This is a genomic window from Arenimonas aestuarii, from assembly GCF_054781715.1.
Map to the genome: position 1 here is coordinate 195,167 of NZ_BAAGTW010000006.1, position 22,576 is coordinate 217,742.

The following is a 22,576-nucleotide window of genomic DNA, read 5'->3' on the forward strand; positions in this document are numbered from 1 at the left end:
GCCGGCCGGTGCAGGGGCGCGGGTGTCAGGCCCGCTTGATCAGGCTGATGATCGCCAGCAACAGCACGGCACCAATGAAGGCGGTGATGAAGACGCCGATCTCGCCGCCGAAGCTGATGCCGAGCTTGGGCAGCAGCCAGCCACCGAAGAACGCGCCCAGCACGCCCACGATCATGTTGACCAGGATGCCGAAGCCGCGGCCCTTCATGACGAGCCCGGCCAGCCAGCCGGCGAGTGCACCAATGATCAGGAATACGAGCAGGCTAGTTACGTCCATCGAGTTGTCTCCTTCAGGAACGGTGGGTGGAGTCTTCGCCTCGTGCCGCCTTGCGCGCTTCGGCCTGCTCGCGCAGGTGGCGGAGCTCTTCGGCCGTCATGATGTGGCTGGCGTCGCGCGACGTGCTTGCGATGCGCGAATTGAGCCAGCCAAGCAGGAACGCCACCATCAGCGCGAACGCGCCGGCCAGGAACACCAGGACGCCCAGCGTGGGCATCGAACGCAGCATGGCCAGTCCAAGGCAGGCCAGCGAACCGAGCAGATATAGCCAATGCATGGGTCACCTCGCGGATTTTCCGGAAGTTTAGCCCAAGCGGCTGGCGAGTCCAGCCAACGCCTTCAGAGCAACGGGGAAAGCAGGCGGGTGGCGTTGTCGGCCAGACGGCGCAGGAAGGGCGGCGGCGGGTCGCCGGACTTCACCTCCCGGCACTGGGCCAGCGTCGCCTCCATTTCCTGCTCGAGCTCCCTGGCCAGGCCGCGGTCGTGCAGCAGCAGGCTGAGCTCGAAGTTGAGCCGGAAGCTTCGGTGGTCGAAGTTCGCGCTGCCGACGACGCAGGTGTCCTCGTCCACCAGCAGCGCCTTGCTGTGCAACATGCGCGGCTCGTATTCGAAGACGCGTACGCCCGACGCCAGCAGTTCGTCGTAGTACGAACGCGCGGCGGCGCTGACCAGGATCGAGTCGCTGCGTGCCGGCACGACCACGCGCACGTCCAGTCCGCGCATCGCCGCCGAGGTCAGCGCCATGCGTGCGGCCTCGCCGGGCACGAAATAGGGGGTCACCAGCCAGACGCGCTTGTCGGCCTGGTGGATGGCTTCGACCTTCACCCGATGGATCGACTCCCAGACCGAATCCGGCCCCGACGGCAGCGCATGCGCAAGCATCGTGCCTTCACGGGCTTCGGGCCAAAGCCGTTCGTCGCGAAGCGCGACGCCGGTGGCGTAGTGCCAGTCTTCCAGGAAGGCCAGCTGCAGCCAGCGCACGATCGAGCCTTCCAGGCGCAGGTGCAGGTCGTGGAAGGCCTTGGGATTGACCGCCTCGTTTTCTTCGTCGGTGATGTTGATGCCGCCGGTGAAGGCCACGCAGCCATCGACGATGACGATCTTTCGGTGGTTGCGCATGTTGATGCGGGGGCGCCATATCCAGCGCAGTTTCAGCGGGTGGAACCAGCCAACCTCGACCCCGGCATCGAGCAGCGGCGCCAGGAAGGCCTTGGACAGCCTGGCGGAGCCGACGGCGTCCAGCAGCAGGCGCACCCGGACGCCCTCGCGTGCCTTGGCCACCAGTGCGTCGCGCAGCGGCGTGCCGGTCTGGTCGGGCTCGAAGATGTAGTACTCAAGGTGCAGGTGGTGCCTGGCGCCGGCGATGGCTTCGTGCAGGGCCGCATAGGTGGCCTTGCCACCGACCAGCAGTTTCACGTCGACGGCGCTGCTTGGCGCGAAATGGGTGATGGTCTGGGCCAGGTGCGAAACGGTGGCACAGTCGTCGCTGGTCACCAGGTCGGCCGGAAGCACCGGTTCGAGGCTGCGCCGCGACAGGCTGCGCCGCCGCTGCTGGCGCACGATGCGCTGCGGGCCCAGGAAGTGGTAGATCAGCAGGCCGACCCAGGGCAGCGCCGCCAGCGACAGGATCCAGCTCAGGGTGGCAATCGGCTCGCGCTTCCGCATCACGATCCAGCCGGCCATCACCGGCACGTAGAGCGCCCACAGGCCGATCAGCCAGGGTTTGAGGGTCTCCCAATCGAACGACGGTTCCATGCCAGCTCCCTGCGGTCTCGCCGGACGAGACGCGCCGGCGGCAAACTGGTGTCCATGATGGCAGGAAACCCACCTCCGAAGCCCACGAAGGGCCGCGGTGCCGCCGGCAATGCCGAGGGCCGCTTCGCGAAAACAACGCGCGAGGCCGAACACGACGGCTGGGCGGACGACGACCCGGGCCCGCCCGATCCGCGCACCACGGTCAGCGAAGAAAACGCGCGCAGCGTCATCAGCCGCAACCGTTCGCCCGACGTGCCCTTCGACCGTTCGGTAAACGCCTACCGCGGCTGCGAACACGGCTGCAGCTATTGTTTCGCCCGCCCCTCGCACGCCTACCTGGACCTGTCACCCGGACTCGATTTCGAAACCCGGCTTTTCGCCAAGACCAACGTCGCCGACGTCCTGCGCGATGAACTCGCCAAGCCCGGCTACACCTGCGCGCCCATCGCCATGGGCACCAACACCGACCCCTACCAGCCCATCGAACGCCGCTACCGGCTCACCCGCGCCATCATCGAAGTGCTGGCCGACTGCGGCCACCCTTTCACCCTGCTCACCAAGAACGCACTGGTCGAACGCGACCTCGACCTGCTCGAACCCTTGGCGAAACGCAATCTGGTCAGCATCGCGCTGTCGGTCACCACGCTCGACAACCGGCTCTCGGCGAAACTCGAACCGCGCGCCAGCGCGCCGCATCGCCGTCTGCAGGCGATCCGCCGCCTCAGCGAAGCGGGCATTCCCACCGGCGTGATGTTCGCGCCGGTCATCCCGGCGGTGAACGACGCGGAAATGGAAGCGGTGCTGGCGGCGGCGCGCGAGGCTGGTGCAGGCAACGCCGGCATGGTGCTGCTGCGCCTGCCGCACGAAGTCGCGCCCATCTTCCGCGGCTGGCTGGACGCGCACCTGCCCGCGCGCGCCGGCCACGTGATGAGCCTGGTCAACCAGGCCCGCGGCGGCCGCGACTACGACGCCCGCTTCGGCCAGCGCCAGTCCGGCACGGGGGAATGGGCCAGGCTGGTCGGCCAGCGCTTCGACCTGGCCGTGCGCAAGCTCGGCCTGTCCACGAAGCGCGGAATCCCGCTCGACTGCAGCCAGTTCGTCGCCCCGCGCAAAGCCGGGCCACAGGGCGAACTGTTCTGAGACCCGGGCTCAGCTGCCCTTGCCGAAGATCTGCTCGGCGCGATTGAACAGCACCCAGCTGGTGGCGATGTACTTGTCGCCGTTTTCCGGACGGTTGCCGCGGTGGGTGTGGGTGAACGCGGCCGGCGCGATCAGCAGGCTGCCGGTGCGCGGCGCCACCTTGCGCTGCTGGTACAGGAATTCGGTTTCGCCGGCCTGGAAGTCATCGTTGAGGTACACCGTCCACAGCAGGTGGCGATGCAGGGTTTCGCAGGCCGGATCACGTGGGTAAAGCTCGCAGTGCCAGTAGGGATACCCACCCTCGCCCGCGCGGTAACGCTGCAGGTTGATGCGTCCGGGCCGGAAGATCGAACGGATGATGTCGTCGAGCGCGGCGGCGGGCAGCGTGGCGAAATCGTCGGCCATCAGGCGCCGGACCTCGGTCGGGCTGCTGCCATGCTGGACCATCAGGGGCGCGATCAGGGTGTAGGGATACGTGCGCAGGTACGCCGCCACGCCCTTGAGGATGGCGTGTACGAAAAGCGCTTCGATGTCGCGCCATTCGGGCTTGCCCGAAATACTGATGTCGCGGCTGTTCTTGAGGTCGGGGAAGAGCCCGCCGCCGACCAGGCCGGGCTGGTCCTGGCCGCAGGCCTCGAAGCGCCGGATGATCTCCGCGCAGGTCGCGGCCGGGATGGCGTCCTCGTAGATTTCGATGAAATCGCCGCTGCCCACCTCAGGACTCCGCATCGTGTTCGCGGTGGTAACGCACCGCTTGCTCAACCTCGTCGCGCGAGCCCAGGAACACCGGCACGCGCTGGTGCAGGCCGGTCGGCTGCACGTCCAGCATGCGCTGGCGGCCGGTGCTGGCGGCGCCGCCGGCCTGTTCGATGATGAAGGCCATCGGGTTGGCTTCGTACATCAGCCTCAGCTTGCCACCCTTGTCGTGGCACTTGCTGTCGAGCGGGTAGCTGAAGATGCCGCCGCGGGTGATGATGCGGTGCACGTCGGCCACCATCGACGCGACCCAGCGCATGTTGAAGTCCTTGCCGCGCGGGCCTTGTTTGCCCTGCAGCAGGTCGCCGATGTATCGCTGCATCGGCGCCTCCCAGAAACGCTGGTTGGACATGTTGACGGCGAACTCCTTCGTTTCCGCCGGCACCTGCACGTCGCGCCGGGTCATCATGAAGCTGCCGATCTCGCGGTCCAGGGTGAACACATGGGTGCCGTGGCCGACGGTCAGCACCAGCATCGTGCTCGGCCCGTAGGTCGTGTAGCCGGCGCAGACCTGGGTGTTGCCGGGCTGCAGGAAGTGTTCGTCGCTTGGCGCGGTGACGTCGTCCGGGCAGCGCAGCACCGAAAAGATGGTGCCTACCGAGATGTTCACGTCGATGTTGGAGCTGCCGTCGAGCGGGTCGAACAGCAGCAGGTAGTTGCCGCGCTGGAAGGCATCGGGAATGGGCTGGCTGTGGTCCATTTCCTCCGAGGCCAGGCCGGCCAGGTGGCCGCCCCAGGCATTGGCCTCGAGCAGGATGTCGTTGCTCAGCACGTCCAGCTTCTTCTGGGCTTCGCCCTGGATGTTCATGCTGGCCGAGCCGGGGGTGCCGGCGTCGCCGAGTACGCCGCCCAGCTCGCCCTTGCCGATGGCGATGGAAATGGTCTTGCAGGCGCGCGCCACCACCTCGATCAGCAGGCGCAGGTCGGCGTTGATGCGGCCGGCGTGCTGTTCCTCGATGAGGTAGCGGGTCAGGGAAATCGGCTTCATGGGGCTCCAGCAGGGTGGCGGCGGACCCCGGCATTGTCCGGGCCCGCGCCGGGCTTGCAAGCGCGGGCCTGCTTGCGGGCACGATTTCCCGGCACAATTGGTCATGGCTCCGATCACCGCCGACGCCCTGCCCCTGCTGCCCTTGGGCACTGCCCTGGGTGTGGGGCTGCTGGTGGGCGCCGTTCGTGAGCGCCGGCATCCGGGCCGCGACACCTCGGCTGGATTGCGCACCCACGCGCTGGCGGCCCTGTCCGGGGCCGTGGCGCTGTGGCTGGGCCTGGCCGTGTTCGTGGTGGTGGTGGCGATGGCGGGCCTGTTCGCGGCGCTGAGCTATCGCCAGAGCCGGGCCGAGGACCCCGGGCTGACGGGCGAGATCACCCTTGTCCTGACCTCCCTGCTGGGTGGCCTGTCCCTGTCCCTGCCGGCCCTGGCCGGAGGCCTGGGCGTGGTGGTGGCGGCCCTGGTCTACCTGAAGGCACCGCTGCACCAACTCGCCCGCGAACGCGTCAGCGAGGCCGAGGTGCGCGACGGCCTGGTGCTGCTGGCTTCGGCCCTCGTGGTCCTGCCCCTGGTGCCCGACCGCAGCATCGGGCCATTCGACGTCTTCAACCCGGCCATGCTGTGGAAGCTGGTCGTGCTGGTGATGGCGATCAGCGCCCTGGGCCACGTGGCCCTGCGCCTGGTCGGCAATCGCTGGGGCCTGGCGGTGGCGGGCTTCTTCGCCGGCTACGTGTCGTCGACCGCGGCCGTGGCCGGGTTCGGCCAGCGCGTGCGGGAAACCCCGGCCCTGCGTTCGCCGGCGGTGGGGGCGGCGATGCTGGCCAACCTGGCGTCCCTGAGCCTGTTCGTGCCCATCCTGCTGGCGGTGGCGCCGGCGCTGCTGCCCCAGGTGGCCGGCGAGCTTGCCGCGGGCGGCGCCGTACTGCTGGTCGGGGGCCTGCTCGGCCTGCGTCCGGACGACCACGGCGAACCACCGCCCACCGCCCAGTCGCGCATGTTCCGGTTCCGGCACGCGCTGCTGTTCGCGGTGGTCATCACCGCGGTGCTGTTCGCCTCGGCGGCGCTCAATGCCTGGCTGGGCCCGCGTGGGGCGATGGCCGGCGCAACCCTGGCGGCCCTGGCGGAAGTGCATGCCGCGGCCGCCAGCGTGGCCAGGCTCTCGGCCAGCGGTGCCTTCGATGCCGGGCAGGCGCGCTGGGCCATCGTGCTGCTGCTGGCGGCCAGCGCGCTGGCCAAGTCGGTGGTTGCCTTCGCCAGCGGCGGCCTGGCCTATGGCGTGCGTGTTGCCGCCGGCCTGGCCGCCATGGTCGCCGCCACCGCCGCCGTCGCCCTCCTGGCCTGAAACAGGCGGCCAGGTGTCGCCTGGTTTCAGATGATGCGCAGGGTGATGGCTTTCAGGACGGCGCGGGTGCGGTCGCGGGTACCGAGCTTGTCGAGGATCTCCGAGACGTAGTTTTTCACCGTGCCCTCGGACAGGAAGACGGCCTTGGCGATTTCCCGGTTCGAGTAGCCGCCGGCGATCAGGCGCAGGATCGCCACTTCGCGTTCACTGAAGGTATCGGTCGGTGCCGACTGGTCGCGATAGGCGTAACGCGCGCGCACCGGGTCGGTGGGTACCGGCGCCAGCAGGGTTTCGCCGGCGGCAACGCGGGTGATCGCCTCGTACAGGTCTTCCGGCGAGGCGTCCTTGAGCAGGAATCCCTGGGCCCCGGCCGCGGCCGCGGCCAGCGGCAGGCTTTCGTCGTCGAAGGTGGTCAGCAGCACCACCGGGGTGGCGTCGCCGCGTTCGCGCAGCGCGCGCACCAGGCCGAAACCGTCCAGGCCAGGCATCCGGATGTCGGAAAGGATGACGTCCGCCGGCGACGAGGCCAGCGCGTCCAGCAGGGCCTGGCCGTCCTCGGCCTGCACCACCATTTCCAGCCGCGGGAATCCCGCCAGCAGCGCGATCAGGCCACTGCGCACCAGGGCCTGGTCGTCTGCCAGCGCGACGCGGATCGCGGCGCCGCTCATGCCGCAACCGGCAGCCAGGCCTGCAGGTGCACGCCGCCGGTCCGGGTGCGGCCCAGTTCAAGCCCGCCACCCAGGGCCTGCAGGCGTTCACGCATGCCACGCAGGCCGTTGCCCGGCTCCAGCTCGCCGCGACCGCGGCCGTCGTCGCGGATGTCCAGGCGCAGGCCGCCTGGTTCGCGCGCCAGCACCACCCACAGGTTGTTGGCCTGGGAGTGCCGGGCGGCGTTGGTCAGGCCTTCCTGCACGGCACGCAGCACCGCCTCGGCCTGCGCCAGCGAGCTCACGCGGGCGTTGCCGTCGATCTGCAGGTGCAGCCGCGGTCTTGGGAAGGGCGTGGCCAGGGCTTCCAGCGCCGGTGCGAGGTCCATGCCGTCGGAGCGGCGCATCTGCTGCACCACCTCGCGGATGTCGGCCAGCAGTTCGTCGGCCAGGCGGGCACACAGCGCGACCTGGGCATCACCGGCCACGCGCGGGTCGCGGGAAAGCGCTGCCAGGTTCAACTTCAGCGCGGTGAGCTTGTGGCCGGCGACGTCGTGCAGTTCGCGCGACAGCCGCAGGCGTTCGCCGTCGCGGGCGGTTTCGGCCAGCAGCGAACGGGTGGCCAGCAGGTCGGCATTGGCGGCAGCCAGATCGTCGCGCGCACGTTCGGCGCTCACCCCGAACCAGGCCGCGCTGGCCGCGAATACCTGGAAACACCCCAGCATCAGCGTGCCGACCAGCGGCGAGCCCCAGCCCCAGACGACCGCATAGATGCCGTACAGCGCGATGTTCACAAGGGCCAGCACCACGCCGGAACCGCGGGGCGACCAGGCGTGCACCACCTGGATCGCACACAGGATCAGCAGGATCGGCAGGGTGCTGTTGCGCGCCAGGGCCATCATCGCGAACGCCAGCAGGTACTGGATGACGATGTAGACGCGCAGCCGCGGGAGCGGGGCGTCCTCGCGACCGACGACGGCCATGAACAGGACCAGGTAGGCCACGTGCAGGGCGCCCAGTCCCCAGGCCGGCGGCGCTCCATCCAGCCAGGCCGGCACGCCGCTGCCGCCGAACACCAGATCCCAGCCGATGGCGCCCCAGGTGACGTAGCCGGCGAAGTTGAGCGGGGTGAAAAGCTGTTTCAGTCGTTCGCGCATGGGGCCAGCTTGGGCCCGGCACGCGGGAGGCTCAAGTCCTGGACTGCACAAAGTGACTTCCGGCACCTCGATCCGGTGACCGCCGGCACCTGAGCCGCGTCGGCGCGCCACGGAAACTGGCCGCATACCGAAGGAGCACGCCATGGAACCTGCCTCGATCCCACTCATCCTGCATGTCGCCGCCGGCATCGTCGCGCTGGTGAGCTTCTGGACCGCCGGCCTGGTGAAAAAGGGCACGCCCTTCCACCGCGGCGTCGGCAGGGTCTACCTGCTGGCCATGCTGGGCATCGTGCTCACCGGCGTCCCACTGGTGCTGCAGCTCGCCGACCGCGGCCATCCGGTGGGCGCGCTGTTCCTGACCTACCTGCTGGTGCTGGTCGGCAACGCCAGCTGGTTCGCCTGGCGCGCCATCCGCGACCGCCGGGATCGTGCGGCGTTCTATGGCCCGATGTACTGGTTCGTGGTCGTGCTGACCGCCGTCAGCGGGCTGGCGATCATCGCGCTGGGGTGGCAGGTGGGGTCGGTGCTGCTGCAGGTGTTCGGAGGCGTCGGCGTGGTCGGTGGCATCGGCGCCTTCTTCAGCTGGCGGCGTTCGGCCAGCGACCCGACGTGGTGGCTCAAGGAACACTACGGCGCGATGATCGGCAACGGCGTCGCCACCCACATCGCGTTTTTCGGCATTGGCCTGCGCGGGATGCTGCCGGGCGTGGACCCGCAGGTGATCCAGCTCTATTCCTGGTTCACGCCGCTGGCCGGCGCCGTCATCGCGGGCTGGTGGCTCAATCGCAAGTACGGCCGGCCGGCCGGGAAGACTCAGACGTCGCCGTCGTCGAGCCAGCCTTCGCCGGTGCCGCGGTTGAACACCTGATCGCCCGGCTGCACGCTGCCGGCCGGGAAGCTCTCGACCTTGCCCAGGCGTTCGTAGATGGGCGTGAAATCTGGCTGCGTCGCTTCCATCAACTGCTCGTAGCTGTCGATCACGAAGTAGGTCTTCTGGAAGGTGTCGATGCGGTAACGCGTGCGCATGATGCGCTCGAGGTCGAAGCCGATGCGGTTGGGCGCCTTCGATTCCAGGCAGTGGATCGATTCGCTCTTGGAGCTGACGATGCCGCTGCCGTAGATGCGCAGGCCGTCGTCTTCCTTGATGAGGCCGAATTCCACCGTGTACCAGTAAAGGCGCGTCAGGTTCACCAGCGCTTCGGGACCAATGCCGTGCGCCTTGACGCCGCCGCGGCCGTAGGCGGCCATGTAGTCGGCGAAAACCGGATTCATGAGCAACGGCACGTGGCCGAACAGGTCGTGGAACAGGTCGGGCTCGCTCAGGTAGTCGAGCTGGTCGGGCTTGCGAATCCACCAGGTGACCGGGAAGCGCCGGTTGGCCAGGTGTTCGAAGAAGGTGAGTTCCGGCAGCAGGCCCTCGACGCCGATCAGTTCCCAGCCGGTGGTCTTGCGCAGCACCGGATTGAGTTCGTCGAACTTCGGGATGCGGTCGGCCGACATGCCCATCACTTCCTGCTGGGCCAGGAACTCCTTGCTGGCCCGGCCGGGCAGGATCTCGCGCTGGCGCTTGAACAGCGTCGCCCAGACCTCGTGGTCGGTGGCGGTGTAGTCGCCCCAGGGCTGTTCGACCACGGCCGTGGTGTAGACCGGCACGTAGCCCTTGTCGGTGAGCTGGTGTTCGACGCGGCGCGGGGGGTTCATGCCTTTCTCCGTACGCTTTGCATCAGTCTATCGCTCGTTGGCCGCAATCGGCTTGCGTAGTTGCACAACGGGACCTTAAGTGAGCAATATTATTGCGCCAACAGGGTCAGGGGCCGCAAAAAGTGGACCATCTCAAGTTCGACCGCACCGACCTGGCCATCCTGGCCGAACTCCAGCGCGAAGGCCGGCTGAGCAATGCCGACCTGGCTGAGCGGGTGAAGCTTTCGCCCTCGGCCTGCCTGCGCCGGGTACAGCGCCTGGAACAGGACGGCGTACTGGCCGGTTATGCCGCCCGCATCGACCCGGACCGCGTCGGGCTGGGCCTGCAGGCCTTCGTGCGCGTGCAGCTGGCCCGCCACGACGCCGGGGCCGTGCAGGCCTTCACCGAGCGCGTGAACCGCTGGGACGAAGTGGTGGCCTGCCACGCCCTCACCGGCGAAATGGATTACCTGCTGCAGGTGGTCGTGCAGGACCTGGCGCACTTCTCGCGCTTCCTGCTTGACCACCTGCTCAACGCCAGCGGCGTCGCCGACATCAACTCCAGCTTCGTGCTGCGCACCGTGAAGCAGGCCCGCGGCCTGCCGCTGGGCCACCTGGGCTGACTACTGCCCGCCGAAGGTGCGGCCGAAGAAATCGCCCTCCTTCCAGCCCGGCTTCTGTTCCGCGTCTCCCACCCGGCGGCCGATGGCGGCGTTGAGCTTCGCCAGGCGCGCGGCGCTCGGGTAATGGATGGGCAGCGAGGTGTCATCGCTGGGCTGGTGGTAATGGCCGGTCAGGAAATCCTCGTAGAGCGCCAGCGCGTCAACGTCCGGCGAGTGCGCCTTGATGCCCGCGTCCAGGTACACGGCGGGAATGCCCTTGCGCACGAAGGCGTACTGATCCGAGCGCACGAACACCACCTCTTCGGGCTTGGGGTCGGCGGTGAGCCCGATGCCCAGCATGTCGGCGGCGGCCCTGACGTCGTTCTCCAGGCTGCTGTGCTCGATGCCGATCGGCACCACGTCGGTGACGTCGGCCAGGAACACCGGCATGTCCATGTTGATGTTGGCCACCAGCGTGCCGTCGCCCCCGGGGTTGGAGGCAAAGTGCTCGGCGCCGAGCAGGCCGCGTTCTTCGGCGGTAAGTGCCACGAACAGCAGGCTGCGTTTCGGCGCCGCCGGCACCAGTTCGGTGGCCGCCTCGAGCATCACCGCCGTGCCCAGGGCATTGTCGAAGGCGCCGTTGTAGATGTCGTCCCCGTCCACTTCGGCACCCCGGCCAACGTGGTCGAGGTGGGCGGTATAGACGATGTGCTCGGACGCCAGCGTGGCGTCGGTGCCGGTGAGCCGGCCGACCACGTTGTGGCTGGTCACCGGCGCCAGCGTGGTTCGCCCGGCCAGCGTGGCCTGGCCCTTGAGGTCGAAGGCCTCCAGCGTGCCGGCCTCGCGGCGCGCGAAGACTTCGTCGGCGTCCATGGCCGCGTCCTCGAACAGGCGGCGCGCCGCATGCACGCCCAGGCTGGCGGTGGCGCGAAGTTCCGGGAACGCGTCGATCGGCTGGCCGTCCGGGCCGACCAGGCGCATGCCGGGCATGGCCCAGTTGCGGGCGCCGCGTGCCCAGGGATATTTGGCCTCGTCCACCGGGTTGCCTATCTGGACCGCGCCGACGGCGCCGCGCGCGGCCAGGCCGATCAGCTTCTGCCGGCCCGAGGCGTGGTAGGCACGCTGGGTATTGGGGAAGTCCGCCGGGGCGCCCGAGAAATACACGGCGATCTTGCCGCGCACGTCCACGCCTTCGAAGTCGTCGTGGTCGAGTTCCGGCGCGTGCACCGCCTGGCCGACGAAAACCAGTGGCGCGGTCACCGCGTGGCTGGCGGCGTTGTAGTTCACGCCGGGCAGGAAATCGTCCTGGAAGGCGAAGTGAATCCGTTCGCCATCGCGGCTGAGGCTGAAGGCGGCGCCGTTGCGTTCGCGCCGGCCCTCGAGCAAGGGCACCGCCTGCAGGAAGCTGCCATCGTCGCCGGCCGGTTCCAGGCCGATGGCGCGGTAGCGATTGGCCACGTAGAGCGCGGCGAGGTCATAACCGCGGGTGCCGGCGGCGCGCCCTTCCAGCAGGTCATCGGCCAGGAAGGCGACGTCGGCCTGGATGCGGCGGGCACCGTCGGCTTCGCTCGTGGCGGTGCCCGGCGCGGTGATGGGCGCCTCCGGGGCCGGCTCGCGGCTGCAGGCCACCAGCAGGGTCAGGGCGATCGGAACCAGCAGCTGCTTCATTCGGGACACTCCCAGGGTCGATCCCCCGACGCTACCACCGGGCCTGGCTGCTGGGAATGAAGGTCGTGTTCTCAGGCGGCGGGGTTTTCCCAACCGCTCATCGCATCGGCCATCACCAGGTCGCGGCCGGCGTGTTTGGCTGCGTACATGGCTCGGTCGCCGCGTTGGAGCAGCTGGGAAAACAGCCGGTCGGCCGGCGCAAGCACGGCCACGCCGATCGACAGCGTCACCTTGCGGGCTTGGCCGCGCAGGTCCAGCGGTCGTTCCGAAAACGCCTCGCGGATGCGCTCGGCGGCCGCCGTCGCGGCGGCGCCGTCGGTATTGGGCATCAGCACGATGAACTCCTCGCCCCCGAGCCGGCCCAGCAGGTCTTCGGCACGCAGGCATTCACGGATGCGTTCGACCGCGCGGACCAGCGCCAGGTCGCCGGCGGCATGGCCCAGCTCATCGTTGATGCGCTTGAAGTGGTCGATGTCCACCACCTGCAGCGCAAGCGGCATGCCGTGGCGGCGGGCACCGGCGATGGCGCGGGTGCCCAGCTCTTCGATGGCGCGGCGGTTGTAGACGTTGGTGAGGTAGTCCATGCGCGCGGCGCGCTCGAGATCGCGCTGGCTTCGGTCGGTGCACAGCAGCAGGAATCCCACCGTCGCGACCACCGGCAGGATGCTGCCGACGGCATAGGTAAGCAGCTGCACATGGGTGAGCTGGAACACGGCGATCACCTGGCCCGGGTCCCAGGTCAGGGCAAGGGCGCGGTAGCCCATGATGAGGGCGGCCAGCAGGAAGGCGCCGCCGGCGACATGGCGGACGAGGCCGCGCCCTTCGGGGCCTCGGTAAATCGTCCAGGCGCAGTAGCCCAGCATCCAGCCCAGCACCAGTGAGATGGCGATAAGCCGCAGGGTCAGGTCGGGCTGCACCAGTCCGAACCAGGCCGAGACGCCCAGCGCCAGGGCCACCATGCCCCAGAGCAGGAAGTGCGGCACCTTCAGCCGGTGGAACCGCCGCAGCGCCACCGCATAAGCGGCGAAGGCGCCGGCGATGCAGGCATTGGCGACCACGATCGTTACCCAGGCAGGCAGCTGGTCGCGCTGGCTGAGCAGCACGAAGCCGGTGGGCTGCAGGAGGGTCGCGGCCACCCACCAGTTCATCGCCGGCCGGAAGGCCGCGGGCATGGCGCGGGCGACGATCGCCAGGACGATGCCGATCAGCAGGGTGAGAAGGGCTCCGACCAGCAGGCCGGAACGGATGTCGAAGGACCACTCCACGGGCAGCATCGCCTCCTTTGGCGATGGCGGGTCTCGGGCCAAGGGTTCCACCCCTGCGCCGGGGGCGCAAGCCCGAGAAATTCAGCGGCCGGCGTCGTCTTCGTCGCGCCGCGGCCGGAACGGCAGCACCACGCCGCCGGGCGGGGGCGCCGGGCGCTGCCAGAGCACCGGGACGTCGTCGGGACGCGGCGGCTCGAATTGCGCGGCCTCGGCCTCGGCCATCGCGGCCGCCTGCTCTTCCTCGATTTCCCAGCTGTAGCGCTTGCGCGGCGGTTCCGGGTCCAGGCGCCGCCAGCGCCAGGCCGCGACGATGCCGGCCAGCGCGCCGCCCAGGTGGTACTCCCAGGACACGCCCGGTTCGCGCGGCAGGATCGTCAGCACCATGCCGCCGTAAAGGAAAAACGCAATCAGCGCCGCCGCGATGGCGGCCTTGTCGCGCCGGAACAGGCCCAGGAACAGCAGCAGGAACATCAGGCCATGGGTCAGCCCGCTGGCGCCGATATGAAAGGACGGCCGGCCGATCAGCCAGGTGACCAGGCCCGACAGCAGCCAGAGCACCGGCAGCGCCCGCAGCGCCGCGCGCGGGTAAACGGTGCCGACCAGGGTGCCCAGCACCAGCAGCGCGGCCGCGTTGGCCAGCCAATGCCCGGCCGAGCCGTGCAGCAGTGGCGCGGTGAGGATGCCGACCAGGCCGTGGGCCTGCAGCGGCACCAGGGCGAGCTCGCGCAGCCCGCCCAGTGCCGGGGTGGCGAAGAAGATCGCGCCGATCAGCGCCACGAAGGCCATCGAGGCCAGCAGCGCCCGGCGGAAATGGCGGCCCACGGCGTCGGCGTGGCGCTGGCGTTCGGAGTCCATCCTTCTCAGGTGGGGACCGGCGGGCGTGGGCGCAAGGGCAGGATCAGCGCGGCGGCTGCAGGGGACCGGGCGGCCGCGGCTTGATCCACAGGCTCATCACCATGGAGGTCGCGATGGTGGCCGCGACCACGCCCAGCGAGATCGCCACCGGGATCTTGTAGAGGTCCACCAGCAGCATCTTGGTGCCGATGAAAATGAGCACCATCGCCAGGCCGTAGGCCAGCAGGTGGAACTTCTCGGCCGCGCCGGCCAGCAGGAAGTACAGCGCACGCAGGCCCAGCACCGCGAATACGTTCGAGGTCAGCACGATGAACGGGTCGGTGGTGATGGCGAAGATGGCCGGGATCGAGTCGACCGCGAAGATGACGTCGGTGACCGCGATCATCACCAGCACGATGAACAGCGGCGTGTACTTGCGCCGACCGCCCTGGCCCAGCCAAAGCGCCTCGCCGTGGTAGCGCCGCACCATCGGGAGCCGCCCGGTGAGCCAGCGCAGCACCGGGTTCTTGTCCATGTCCGGCTCCTGCCCGGCGGCCCAGAGCATCTTGGCCCCGGTGACCAGCAGGAATACGCCGAAGATGTAGAGGATCCAGTGGAACTGCGCGATCAGCGCCGCGCCGACGAAGATGAGGATGCCGCGCAGCACGATCGCGCCCAGCACGCCCAGGATCAGGACCCGCTGCTGCGACTGCGGGGGTACCGCGAAGTAGGTGAACAACATCAGGAAGACGAAGATGTTGTCGACCGCCAGCGCCTTCTCGACCAGGTAGCCGGTGAGGAATTCCAGCGCGATGCGGTCGGCGTCCTGCGCCGGCATCTGGCCCTGCAGGTACCACCACAGGCCGACATTGAAGACCATGGCCAGCGCGATCCAGGCCAGCGACCAGATCACCGCCTCGCGCGTGCTCACCTTGTGCGGGCCGTTCTGCCGCAGGACCAGCAGGTCGACGGCAAGTGCGACCAGGACCAGGCCCGTGAAGGCGGTCCACATGAGCGGGGTACCGATGGTTTCCAAGGCGGGGTCTCCGGTGCGTCGGCCTGTCGTCCGGGCCATGGCGCATCGTTCCGGGACGGAATGACCTTCGCCGTGGGCGGGCGAAGGTCTCGCTCGCAGGCCTGGGCCTGCCTGCCGGACCGGGGCTTTGGACGAGGGTCCGGGCCCGTGATGACGATCTCGGCAGCGGGAGCTACTCCCCTTCTGTGCCCAGATTCTGTCATACCGGGTTAACTTGATGTCAATCACACACGCCGGGTGCGCCTACGGGCTAACCTCTGGCGCGCGGTGGGGCGGCGGCAAACGGGGGTGGCATGGCGCTGGACATACTTTCGGTGATGGTGGTGGGCGTGCTTCTCAGCGCGCTGACGGTGCTGTTCCTGACCCAGGCCAGCCTGCATTTCCCGCCCGAGCGCCGGCGCCACCTGCGTATCTGGACCGTGGGCCTGCTGATGCACCCCCTGGCCTGGGCCATGCTCGCCGCGCGCGGCGAGCTGCCCGACCCGGTGTCGATCGCCCTGGGCAACGGCCTGCTGCTGCTGGGCTTCGCCGAAATGGCCCGGGCCGTGCGCGGTTTCCAGGGGCTGCCCGAATATCGTTCCCGGCTGTGGGGCGTGGTGCTGGTGGCGGTGGCCAGCCTGATCTGGTTCTCGGAGTTTCGCCCGCACTACAGCGCGCGCGTGCTGGTCAATTCGGTCGCAGCCATCGTGCTGCTGGGCAGCATCGCCCTGGCGATGGCGTCCGACTACCGCCGCGGCGGGTTCACCGCGGCGCGGCTGACCGGCGCTTTCGCGGCCTTCGGGGTGCTGGTTGCCTGCTGGCGTTTCGTCGAGCACCTGCTGGCGCTCCGGCCCGAGGGCAGCCTGCTGGAGGCGGGGCCGAGCGACATGGTCGTCTTCGTCTATGCCTGCGTGGGCGTGATGTTCCTGAGCCTGGGCTTCGTGCTGATGCACACCGAACGGGCCTACGACGACCTGCGCAAGCTCGCCACGGTTGATCCCCTGACCGGCGTGCTGACGCGCAGCGGCCTGGTCGAACAGGGCCATCGCCTGGTCCTGGAGTCGCGCCGGCACGGCCGGCCGCTGGGGGTGCTGCTGCTGGACATGGATCAGTTCAAGGCGATCAACGACACCCTGGGCCATGCCGCCGGCGACGGCGTGCTGCGGCACCTGGCGGCGCGCGCCCGGCTGGTGCTGCGCGGCGAAGACATCCTGGGCCGCCTGGGGGGCGACGAATTCGTGGCCCTGTTGCCCAGCACCGACGCCGGCGGCGCCAGGATCGTGGCCGAGCGCCTGCGCGCGGCCATCAACCATGCGCACATGCTCTACCGGGGCGAAGAGATCCCGGTTCCGGTGTCGATCGGCGTCGCCCAGATACGCGCCGACGAGTCGCTGGAGGCGGCACTGCAGCGCGCCGACCTGGCCATGTACCAGGCCAAGCGGGCCGGTGGCGATCGCGTGGAGCTCTCGCCGGCCGGCTGAGGCGGGGCAGCGCCGGGCCGGCCCCGGTACAATCCGCCGATGAATACGCCTGCCCTTCCCGTCATTTCGCTCAAGATCGAGCGCCGCTCCAACCACCCCTGGATCTTCCAGAAGATGGTGGTCAAGCCCGAGGCCAAGCCCAAGCCGGGCAGCATCGTGGACATCGTGGACAACACCGGCAAGTGGGTCGGCCGGGGGTTCTACAACGGCCATTCACGGATCGCCCTGCGCGTGCTCACCGAAGATGCCGACGAGGCGGTGGACGAGGCCTTCTTCGCCCGCAAGATCGCCGACGCGGTGACCCTGCGCCGGCAGTCGCTGCGCCTGGACGAAACCACCGACGCCTGGCGCGTGGTGCATTCGGAAGGCGACGGCCTGTCGGGCCTGGTGGTGGACCGCTACGGCGACCTGCTGGTAGTGGAGTTTTTCTCTGCCGGCGCCTTCCGTCACCGGGAGTGGGTTTACGCCGCGCTGCGCGAGCAGTTCCCGGGCTGCCGCTTCTACAGCTTCTCCGAGGAGCACGTGCAGAAGCAGGAAAGTTTCGACTTCCGCGCGCCGCCGGCGCCGGAGCCGAGCCTGATCACCGAAAACGGCCTGAAGTTCCGCGCCAGCCCGGGCAGCGGCCACAAGACCGGCTTTTTCGCCGACCAGCGCGACAACCGTGAATTCCTTGCGCGCTTCACGGCCGGCAAGCGCGTGCTCGACGTCTGCTGCAACTCGGGCGGCTTCGCCATATACGCGAAGGCGCGAGGCGGCGCCGACGAGGTGATCGGCATCGACCTGGACGAGGAAATCCTCGAGGTCGCCGAGAAGAACGCACGCCTCAACGATGCACGGATCAAGTTCGTGCAGGCCGACCTGTTCCACTACCTGCGCGACGCCCACCAGCGCGGCGAACAGTTCGACGTGGTGGTGCTGGACCCGGCCAAGCTGACCCGCGACCGCGAACAGGTGATTCCGGCGCTGAAGAAATACAACGACATGAACAAGCTGGCCATGCAGGTGGTCCGGCCCGGCGGCATCCTGCTCACCTGCTCTTGCACTGGCCTGGTGTCGGAAGAAGAGTTCCTGGACATGATCCGGCGCGCGGCCTTCTATTCCGGCCGCACCGTGCAGGTGCTGAAGGTGGCCGGCGCCGGTGGCGACCATCCGTTCATGGCCCACGTAAAGGAAAGCCGCTACCTCAAGGCGGTGTTCTGCCGCGTGCTCTGAGGAAGACCCATGGACGCGTCCCTGCCGGGAGTGCCGCGCGTGCGCAGGGCGGCGCTGGTCTTCATCTTCATCACGGTGCTGGTGGACGTGATGGCCTTCGGCCTGATCATCCCGGTGCTGCCGCACCTGCTCAAGCGCGTGACCGGCGGCGAGATCGCCGACGCCACGATGTGGCATGGCCTGTTCGCCACCGGCTACATGGTGATGCAGTTCTTCGCCCAGCCGGTGCAGGGCGCGCTGTCGGACCGTTTCGGCCGCCGGCCGGTCATCCTGGTCTCGAACGCCGGCCTGGCGATCGACTTCCTGATCATGGCCATGGCCGAAACACTGCCGCTGTTGTTCATCGCGCGACTGATGTCGGGGGCCACCTCGGCCAGCTTCAGCACCGCCAACGCCTACATCGCCGACGTCACGCCGCCGGAACGGCGCTCGGCCGCATTCGGTCGCCTGGGCATGGCCTTTGGCATCGGCTTCACGGTGGCGCCGGTGATGGGCGCCTGGCTGGGCGCGGTCGACCTGCACCTGCCGTTCTGGGTGGCGGCCGGGCTGTGCGCGGCGAATTTCTGCTACGGGTATTTCGTACTGCCCGAGTCGCTTCCGCCGGAGCGGCGTGCGCCTTTTGAATGGCGGCGCGCCAACCCGCTGGCCTCGCTGAAGATGCTGCGCGCGCACCCCGAACTGTTCGGCCTGGCCGGCGTCAGCTTCCTGATGGCGCTGGCGCACCTGGTCTATCCCACCACCTTCGTGCTCTACGCCGACTATCGTTTTGGCTGGGGCCTGGAAATGGTCGGCTGGACCCTGTTGCTGGTCGGCGTGCTGACGATCATCGTGCAGGGAGGCCTGGTCGGGCGCATCGCCCGCACCTTCGGTGACCGGCGCACGGTGATGATCGGCGCCGGCGCCGGCGCCCTGGGATTCACGATGTACGCCCTGGCGCCCAACGGCTACTGGTTCTGGGCGGCGATGCCGGTGGCGGCGCTCTGGGCCGTGGCTGGTCCGGCGGCGCAATCGCTGATGACCGCACGCGTGTCGCCGAGCGAGCAGGGACGGCTGCAGGGTGCGATCGGCAGCCTCAATTCCATCGCCGGCATCCTGGGTCCGACGCTGTTCACCCAGACCCTGGCCTTCGTGGCGGCGAACCAGGTGCGCGGCCCGCTGGCCGGCGCCAGCTTCTGGCTGGCCGCGGTCATGGTCTCGCTGGGTGGCCTGCTGGCCTGGCGGGCCACCACCACGCGGCCCTGACACGGGCCGGGGTTAGGATGGGCGCCATGTTCGAGGAGCGATTGCCATGACCAAGCCCGTCACCCAGGACCAGGCCGAGGATGCCGTCCGCACCCTGCTGCGCTGGGCCGGCGAGGACCCCGCGCGCGAAGGCCTGCTCGACACCCCGCGCCGGGTGGCGAAAGCCTACGGCGACTGGTTCAGCGGCTACAGCGTCGATCCGCGCGAATACCTGGCGCGCACCTTCGAGGAGGTCGAGGGTTACGACGAGCTGATCGTGCTGCGCGACATCGAGTTCGAGTCGCACTGCGAACACCACATGGCCCCGATCATCGGCAAGGCCCACGTCGGTTACCTGCCGGCCGGCAAGGTGGTGGGCATCAGCAAGCTCGCCCGCGTGGTCGAGGCCTACGCCCGCCGGTTCCAGGTGCAGGAGAAGATGACCGCGCAGATCGCCAACTGCATCCAGGACGTGTTGCAGCCGCGCGGCGTCGGCGTGGTGGTGGAAGGTGCGCACGAGTGCATGACCACGCGCGGCATCCACAAACGTGGCGTCAGCATGATCACCTCCAAGATGCTGGGCAGCTTCCGCGAGGATGCCCGCACCCGGGCCGAATTCCTGCGCTTCATCGATGTCGGGCCCGGCCGCTAGGTCTATACTGGCCGCCAGATGAGCGACCCCCGCGCCCAACTCAACGCCCTCCGCGAAGCCATCGTTGCCGGCTCCCCGGCGCAGGCCGCCCAGCTGCTGATGCTGCTCGACACCCTGGACAAGGACATGGCCACCCTGTCCGCCCAGCGCGACCGCCTGCGCCAGGACGTCGAGGACGCCGAACATGCCCGCGACGCCGCCAACCTGGCGCGCATGAAGGTGATGGGCCAGCTCAACACCCTGCAAAAGATCCTGGCCGCGGCCGTGCCCGAGGTGCCGTCCGGCAAGGACCCGCAGAGTGATGCCCAGCGCCGCGTCGAATGGCTGCTGAAGAACGGCGGCACCGACCCTTCCGCCGCCGAGGCCGCCAAGTCCGCGGAAATGGAAGCCCCCATGCCTGGCCGCGCCGTGCTCGAGGCGGTGATCGCCGGCGAGCGCAAGTTCACCAAGGCACAGCTGGAGTTTTCCATTGCCGAAGCCATGGTGCTGACTGGCTGGCAGATGACGCCACTCGAGCTCACCCAGAAGGGCGAGCCCTGGCTGGCCGACCTGATCCTGCAGAACCAGTCCGACCTGGCCTGAGCATGCCTCGGGCCGGTGTGTGGCCGGCTCCCAGGGCGCGTGGCGTATCAACATTAGGCCGGTTCGCTACGAGGAAAGCCCATGCCCGTCGGTATCCGTGACGCCTTGCTGGGCGCACTTGTCTGTATCTGCGCGGCACCTGCCCTTGCGGTTGACCCGTCCCTGCCGCCCGTCGAGCCCGTGACCGAAACCGTCAACGGTGTGGAGATCCGCGACCCATATCGGTGGATGGAAGCAGGCGGCGATGACTTCGATCGCTGGGCCCGGGCCGAAGCCACCCATGCTCGCGCGACGCTTGATGCCATTCCGGGGCGAGCGGCCTTGCAGCAGCGCATCGCCGGACTGGATTCGCCCGGCATGGCCATCCGCGGCCTTCAGGTGCAAGGTGGACGTTGGCTCTACCGCCGGACCGCCGGCGACGGTGGCAAGTTGTCCCTGTACACGCGGGTCGGGCGCGACGGGGCGGAGCGGCCAGTGGACCTGCTTGGCCAGCTGCCTGCGACCGACGGGCCCTGGTCGGAGGTCGATGCCGCGCGCGTGCTTTCGCCCGACGGTCGCTACCTCAGCTTCGGCACTACCCGGAAAGGCGAAGCCAACCCCACGCTGCGCGTGTTCGATCTTGAACACATGCGGCTTCTGCCCGACGCGATTCCCTGGCCGCTGTGGGCCGATGCCAACGGCTTCAGGCCGCGTTGGCTGGCGGACAGCTCCGGCTTTCTCTATGTGCGCCGGCCCGACGCCGACGAGGCGATGGGTGATACCGAACGAGCGCGTCGCGGGCAGGTCCTCCTGCATCGCCTGGGAGAAGCCGTTGCCCGCGACCGAAGCGTGTTCGGATATGGCCTGACGCCGCAGATCACGGAAACCGACACGCTGTACGTGCAGGGTGCGGCCCATCCGCGCTGGCTGGCGATTCTCAGGCGCATGCCGGAAGGGCGGGAGGTGTGGGTGATCGATCTTCACACGCTTGAAGAGCCCGGTCTGCCCGAAGCGCGCCGGGTTTATGCTTCCGATGTGTTGATCCGCGGCCACGGCGTGCTTGGTGACCAGCTCTATGTCATCGATCCGGCGGCCCCGCGTCACCAGCTGCTTCGATTTGACCTGACCCAGGCATCGCCCGAACCGGAAGTGGCGCTGCCCGAACAGGAAGGCGTGCTGCGCCTGATGGCCACGGCGGACGATGCCGTCTATGTCACCGAGGACCTGCTCAATCGCACCCGGCTGCACGTCGTCGATGCCGCAGGTGCGCGCACGGTGGCGCTTCCGGAGGGCGTGGTGACCTCGCTGGAGCCCGGTGTCGAAGGAAAGGGCGCCTGGTTGAGCCAGGTGGATTGGCTGACGCCGCCGCGAGGCTGGCTGGTAAATCCCGGGGAAGGGGCTCCGGCGGCGCTGGACTTCGGACAGATGACGACCGAGCCGCGGATCGAACGGTATGTCAGCCGCCTGGCATGGGCCACGGCGCGTGACGGCGAACGCATCCCCTACACGCTCGTCGAAGCCAAAGCGGCCAGGCGCGATGGATCGGGCTTCGTGATGATGGATGGTTATGGGTGTTTTGGTTCGGCCAACCAGCCGTTCTACTGGCCCTCGCTGCAGGCCTGGCTGGAACGGGGCGGCGTTTTCGTCAGCGTAGCGCTGCGAGGCGGCGGGGAGTTGGGCGCCGACTGGCATCGCGCCGGCCGCGACCGCAACAAGCCGGCTGCTTTCGAGGACGCGATCGATGTCGCCAAGGATTTGGTGCGCTCCGGTGTCACCCGGCCGGGCCGCATCGGCGTCACGGGCGGCAGCTGTGGCGGCATGACCATGGGAATGGCGGCGCTTGAAGCTCCCCACCTCATCGGAGCTGCCCAGCTTTCGGTGGGCGCGTTCGACCTTTGGCGCATGGCCGACAAGTCCGCGGCGGGCGCCCGCAGCATCAGGGACATCGGCGATCCGTCGACGCCCGAGGGCACGCGGAGAATCCTGGCCCTGTCGCCTTACATGCAGGTTCTGGACGGCGCGCCGCGGCCGGCCCTGCTGATCGGCAGCGGCGCCACCGACTACACGGTTCCGCTTTGGGTCGGCGGAAAAATGGTCGCCCGCGCCCGGGCGGCGACCCCGGACGGCAAGCCCGTGCTCTGGAACATCGGCTGGGAGTCCGGCCACAACGCCGGCGTGGACTACGTGCAGCTCGATACCGACCAGATGGCCTTCATGTTCTGGCAGCTGGGCCATCCCGACTTCCAGCTCCCGCCGCCCGATCCCAGCCCATGACTTCCGGCCCGTAGACAGGGCGCCGCTTCCTACTACACTCGTAGAACGA

The 22,576-nt window shown here is 68.8% G+C and carries 22 protein-coding genes; 10 read left to right on the forward strand and 12 right to left on the reverse strand.

Annotated features, from left to right (window positions below; translation table 11 throughout):
* Positions 1 to 25: 25 nt before the first annotated feature.
* From ACYVJH_RS10510 to cls, 3 genes are all read right to left on the reverse strand, one after another.
* Positions 26 to 277, reverse strand: coding sequence for a GlsB/YeaQ/YmgE family stress response membrane protein (locus ACYVJH_RS10510; RefSeq protein ID WP_460454597.1), 252 nt, complete (start codon positions 275 to 277; stop codon positions 26 to 28).
* A 13-nt stretch (positions 278 to 290) separates the two neighbouring features.
* Positions 291 to 554, reverse strand: a complete 264-nt coding sequence (locus ACYVJH_RS10515) for a hypothetical protein (protein WP_460454598.1) — start codon at positions 552 to 554, stop codon at positions 291 to 293.
* Between the two features lie 62 nt (positions 555 to 616).
* The gene (gene cls / locus ACYVJH_RS10520) at positions 617 to 2,032 is read right to left on the reverse strand and encodes a cardiolipin synthase (RefSeq protein WP_460454599.1); all 1,416 of its coding nucleotides are present in this window, start codon (positions 2,030 to 2,032) and stop codon (positions 617 to 619) included.
* A gap of 57 nt (positions 2,033 to 2,089) precedes the next feature.
* Between cls and ACYVJH_RS10525 the strand changes: the two genes are divergently transcribed.
* Positions 2,090 to 3,172 carry a PA0069 family radical SAM protein gene (locus tag ACYVJH_RS10525; RefSeq protein ID WP_460454866.1) on the forward strand — a complete coding sequence of 361 codons (1,083 nt, stop codon included), beginning with the start codon at positions 2,090 to 2,092 and terminating at the stop codon, positions 3,170 to 3,172.
* Between the two features lie 9 nt (positions 3,173 to 3,181).
* On the opposite strand, the gene ACYVJH_RS10530 is transcribed toward ACYVJH_RS10525, so the two are convergent.
* The gene (locus ACYVJH_RS10530; protein WP_460454600.1) at positions 3,182 to 3,901 is read right to left on the reverse strand and encodes a 2OG-Fe(II) oxygenase; all 720 of its coding nucleotides are present in this window, start codon (positions 3,899 to 3,901) and stop codon (positions 3,182 to 3,184) included.
* On the reverse strand, positions 3,888 to 4,916 hold the full coding sequence (locus ACYVJH_RS10535; protein WP_460454601.1) for a class 1 fructose-bisphosphatase: 1,029 nt from the start codon (positions 4,914 to 4,916) through the stop codon (positions 3,888 to 3,890). The genes ACYVJH_RS10530 and ACYVJH_RS10535 overlap by 14 nt, the downstream gene beginning before the upstream one ends.
* A 103-nt stretch (positions 4,917 to 5,019) precedes the next feature.
* On the opposite strand from ACYVJH_RS10535, the gene ACYVJH_RS10540 reads away from it, so the two are divergent.
* The gene (locus ACYVJH_RS10540) at positions 5,020 to 6,258 is read left to right on the forward strand and encodes an MgtC/SapB family protein (protein WP_460454602.1); all 1,239 of its coding nucleotides are present in this window, start codon (positions 5,020 to 5,022) and stop codon (positions 6,256 to 6,258) included.
* 26 nt (positions 6,259 to 6,284) lie between these two features.
* Here the strand turns inward: ACYVJH_RS10540 and ACYVJH_RS10545 are convergent, their stop codons facing one another.
* Both ACYVJH_RS10545 and ACYVJH_RS10550 read right to left on the reverse strand, forming a co-directional pair.
* The gene (locus tag ACYVJH_RS10545) at positions 6,285 to 6,926 is read right to left on the reverse strand and encodes a response regulator (RefSeq protein ID WP_460454603.1); all 642 of its coding nucleotides are present in this window, start codon (positions 6,924 to 6,926) and stop codon (positions 6,285 to 6,287) included.
* Positions 6,923 to 8,062: a sensor histidine kinase gene (locus ACYVJH_RS10550; protein WP_460454604.1), complete on the reverse strand. Its 1,140-nt coding sequence runs from the start codon at positions 8,060 to 8,062 to the stop codon at positions 6,923 to 6,925. Before ACYVJH_RS10550 ends, ACYVJH_RS10545 begins: the two co-directional genes overlap by 4 nt.
* A 142-nt stretch (positions 8,063 to 8,204) precedes the next feature.
* Between ACYVJH_RS10550 and ACYVJH_RS10555 the strand changes: the two genes are divergently transcribed.
* The gene (locus ACYVJH_RS10555; protein ID WP_460454605.1) at positions 8,205 to 8,930 is read left to right on the forward strand and encodes a hypothetical protein; all 726 of its coding nucleotides are present in this window, start codon (positions 8,205 to 8,207) and stop codon (positions 8,928 to 8,930) included.
* Here ACYVJH_RS10555 and phhA read toward each other — a convergent pair.
* Positions 8,876 to 9,763, reverse strand: a complete 888-nt coding sequence (gene phhA, locus ACYVJH_RS10560) for a phenylalanine 4-monooxygenase (protein WP_460454606.1) — start codon at positions 9,761 to 9,763, stop codon at positions 8,876 to 8,878. The two genes, ACYVJH_RS10555 and phhA, sit on opposite strands and share 55 nt — an antisense overlap.
* Before the next feature lie 122 nt (positions 9,764 to 9,885).
* Here phhA and ACYVJH_RS10565 point away from each other — a divergent pair, with 122 nt between their 5' ends.
* Positions 9,886 to 10,365, forward strand: a complete 480-nt coding sequence (locus ACYVJH_RS10565) for an Lrp/AsnC family transcriptional regulator (protein ID WP_460454607.1) — start codon at positions 9,886 to 9,888, stop codon at positions 10,363 to 10,365.
* Here the strand turns inward: ACYVJH_RS10565 and ACYVJH_RS10570 are convergent, their stop codons facing one another.
* From ACYVJH_RS10570 to ACYVJH_RS10585, 4 genes are all read right to left on the reverse strand, one after another.
* Positions 10,366 to 12,012, reverse strand: coding sequence for a M28 family metallopeptidase (locus tag ACYVJH_RS10570; protein ID WP_460454608.1), 1,647 nt, complete (start codon positions 12,010 to 12,012; stop codon positions 10,366 to 10,368). It abuts the gene before it with no gap.
* A gap of 71 nt (positions 12,013 to 12,083) precedes the next feature.
* On the reverse strand, positions 12,084 to 13,277 hold the full coding sequence (locus tag ACYVJH_RS10575) for a GGDEF domain-containing protein (protein ID WP_460454609.1): 1,194 nt from the start codon (positions 13,275 to 13,277) through the stop codon (positions 12,084 to 12,086).
* 81 nt (positions 13,278 to 13,358) lie between these two features.
* Positions 13,359 to 14,132 carry a rhomboid family intramembrane serine protease gene (locus ACYVJH_RS10580; protein ID WP_460454610.1) on the reverse strand — a complete coding sequence of 258 codons (774 nt, stop codon included), beginning with the start codon at positions 14,130 to 14,132 and terminating at the stop codon, positions 13,359 to 13,361.
* 43 nt (positions 14,133 to 14,175) lie between these two features.
* Positions 14,176 to 15,147 (reverse strand): TerC family protein, encoded by a 972-nt coding sequence (locus ACYVJH_RS10585; protein WP_460454611.1) that lies wholly within the window; start codon positions 15,145 to 15,147, stop codon positions 14,176 to 14,178.
* Positions 15,148 to 15,440: 293 nt separating this feature from the next.
* Here ACYVJH_RS10585 and ACYVJH_RS10590 point away from each other — a divergent pair, with 293 nt between their 5' ends.
* The 6 genes from ACYVJH_RS10590 to ACYVJH_RS10615 all read left to right on the forward strand — a co-directional run bounded on the left by ACYVJH_RS10590 (position 15,441) and on the right by ACYVJH_RS10615 (position 22,527).
* A complete protein-coding gene (locus tag ACYVJH_RS10590) occupies positions 15,441 to 16,607 on the forward strand; it encodes a GGDEF domain-containing protein (protein WP_460454612.1) in 1,167 nt (388 codons plus the stop codon).
* A gap of 39 nt (positions 16,608 to 16,646) precedes the next feature.
* Complete coding sequence (locus tag ACYVJH_RS10595) at positions 16,647 to 17,819, forward strand: class I SAM-dependent rRNA methyltransferase (protein WP_460454613.1); 1,173 nt, start codon at positions 16,647 to 16,649, stop codon at positions 17,817 to 17,819.
* A gap of 9 nt (positions 17,820 to 17,828) precedes the next feature.
* Positions 17,829 to 19,061 carry a TCR/Tet family MFS transporter gene (locus ACYVJH_RS10600; protein WP_460454614.1) on the forward strand — a complete coding sequence of 411 codons (1,233 nt, stop codon included), beginning with the start codon at positions 17,829 to 17,831 and terminating at the stop codon, positions 19,059 to 19,061.
* A gap of 46 nt (positions 19,062 to 19,107) precedes the next feature.
* Positions 19,108 to 19,692: a GTP cyclohydrolase I FolE gene (gene folE, locus ACYVJH_RS10605; protein ID WP_460454615.1), complete on the forward strand. Its 585-nt coding sequence runs from the start codon at positions 19,108 to 19,110 to the stop codon at positions 19,690 to 19,692.
* A gap of 18 nt (positions 19,693 to 19,710) precedes the next feature.
* Positions 19,711 to 20,274, forward strand: a complete 564-nt coding sequence (locus ACYVJH_RS10610; RefSeq protein WP_460454616.1) for a hypothetical protein — start codon at positions 19,711 to 19,713, stop codon at positions 20,272 to 20,274.
* A gap of 81 nt (positions 20,275 to 20,355) precedes the next feature.
* The gene (locus tag ACYVJH_RS10615; RefSeq protein ID WP_460454617.1) at positions 20,356 to 22,527 is read left to right on the forward strand and encodes a prolyl oligopeptidase family serine peptidase; all 2,172 of its coding nucleotides are present in this window, start codon (positions 20,356 to 20,358) and stop codon (positions 22,525 to 22,527) included.
* The last annotated feature ends 49 nt before the right edge of the window (positions 22,528 to 22,576 follow it).

What these genes read in the sequence shown, in the direction of transcription:
- ACYVJH_RS10600 (WP_460454614.1), top strand. Translation starts at nt 17,829, where the DNA reads ATGGACGCGTCCCTGCCGGGAGTGCCGCGCGTGCGCAGGGCGGCGCTG.
- cls (WP_460454599.1), bottom strand. Translation starts at nt 2,032, where the DNA reads ATGGAACCGTCGTTCGATTGGGAGACCCTCAAACCCTGGCTGATCGGC.
- ACYVJH_RS10525 (WP_460454866.1), top strand. Translation starts at nt 2,090, where the DNA reads ATGGCAGGAAACCCACCTCCGAAGCCCACGAAGGGCCGCGGTGCCGCC.
- ACYVJH_RS10515 (WP_460454598.1), bottom strand. Translation starts at nt 554, where the DNA reads ATGCATTGGCTATATCTGCTCGGTTCGCTGGCCTGCCTTGGACTGGCC.
- ACYVJH_RS10510 (WP_460454597.1), bottom strand. Translation starts at nt 277, where the DNA reads ATGGACGTAACTAGCCTGCTCGTATTCCTGATCATTGGTGCACTCGCC.
- ACYVJH_RS10615 (WP_460454617.1), top strand. Translation starts at nt 20,356, where the DNA reads ATGCCCGTCGGTATCCGTGACGCCTTGCTGGGCGCACTTGTCTGTATC.
- ACYVJH_RS10570 (WP_460454608.1), bottom strand. Translation starts at nt 12,012, where the DNA reads ATGAAGCAGCTGCTGGTTCCGATCGCCCTGACCCTGCTGGTGGCCTGC.
- ACYVJH_RS10545 (WP_460454603.1), bottom strand. Translation starts at nt 6,926, where the DNA reads ATGAGCGGCGCCGCGATCCGCGTCGCGCTGGCAGACGACCAGGCCCTG.
- ACYVJH_RS10580 (WP_460454610.1), bottom strand. Translation starts at nt 14,132, where the DNA reads ATGGACTCCGAACGCCAGCGCCACGCCGACGCCGTGGGCCGCCATTTC.
- ACYVJH_RS10535 (WP_460454601.1), bottom strand. Translation starts at nt 4,916, where the DNA reads ATGAAGCCGATTTCCCTGACCCGCTACCTCATCGAGGAACAGCACGCC.
- ACYVJH_RS10555 (WP_460454605.1), top strand. Translation starts at nt 8,205, where the DNA reads ATGGAACCTGCCTCGATCCCACTCATCCTGCATGTCGCCGCCGGCATC.
- phhA (WP_460454606.1), bottom strand. Translation starts at nt 9,763, where the DNA reads ATGAACCCCCCGCGCCGCGTCGAACACCAGCTCACCGACAAGGGCTAC.
- ACYVJH_RS10590 (WP_460454612.1), top strand. Translation starts at nt 15,441, where the DNA reads ATGGCGCTGGACATACTTTCGGTGATGGTGGTGGGCGTGCTTCTCAGC.
- ACYVJH_RS10540 (WP_460454602.1), top strand. Translation starts at nt 5,020, where the DNA reads ATGGCTCCGATCACCGCCGACGCCCTGCCCCTGCTGCCCTTGGGCACT.
- ACYVJH_RS10550 (WP_460454604.1), bottom strand. Translation starts at nt 8,062, where the DNA reads ATGCGCGAACGACTGAAACAGCTTTTCACCCCGCTCAACTTCGCCGGC.
- ACYVJH_RS10595 (WP_460454613.1), top strand. Translation starts at nt 16,647, where the DNA reads ATGAATACGCCTGCCCTTCCCGTCATTTCGCTCAAGATCGAGCGCCGC.
- folE (WP_460454615.1), top strand. Translation starts at nt 19,108, where the DNA reads ATGACCAAGCCCGTCACCCAGGACCAGGCCGAGGATGCCGTCCGCACC.
- ACYVJH_RS10530 (WP_460454600.1), bottom strand. Translation starts at nt 3,901, where the DNA reads ATGCGGAGTCCTGAGGTGGGCAGCGGCGATTTCATCGAAATCTACGAG.
- ACYVJH_RS10610 (WP_460454616.1), top strand. Translation starts at nt 19,711, where the DNA reads ATGAGCGACCCCCGCGCCCAACTCAACGCCCTCCGCGAAGCCATCGTT.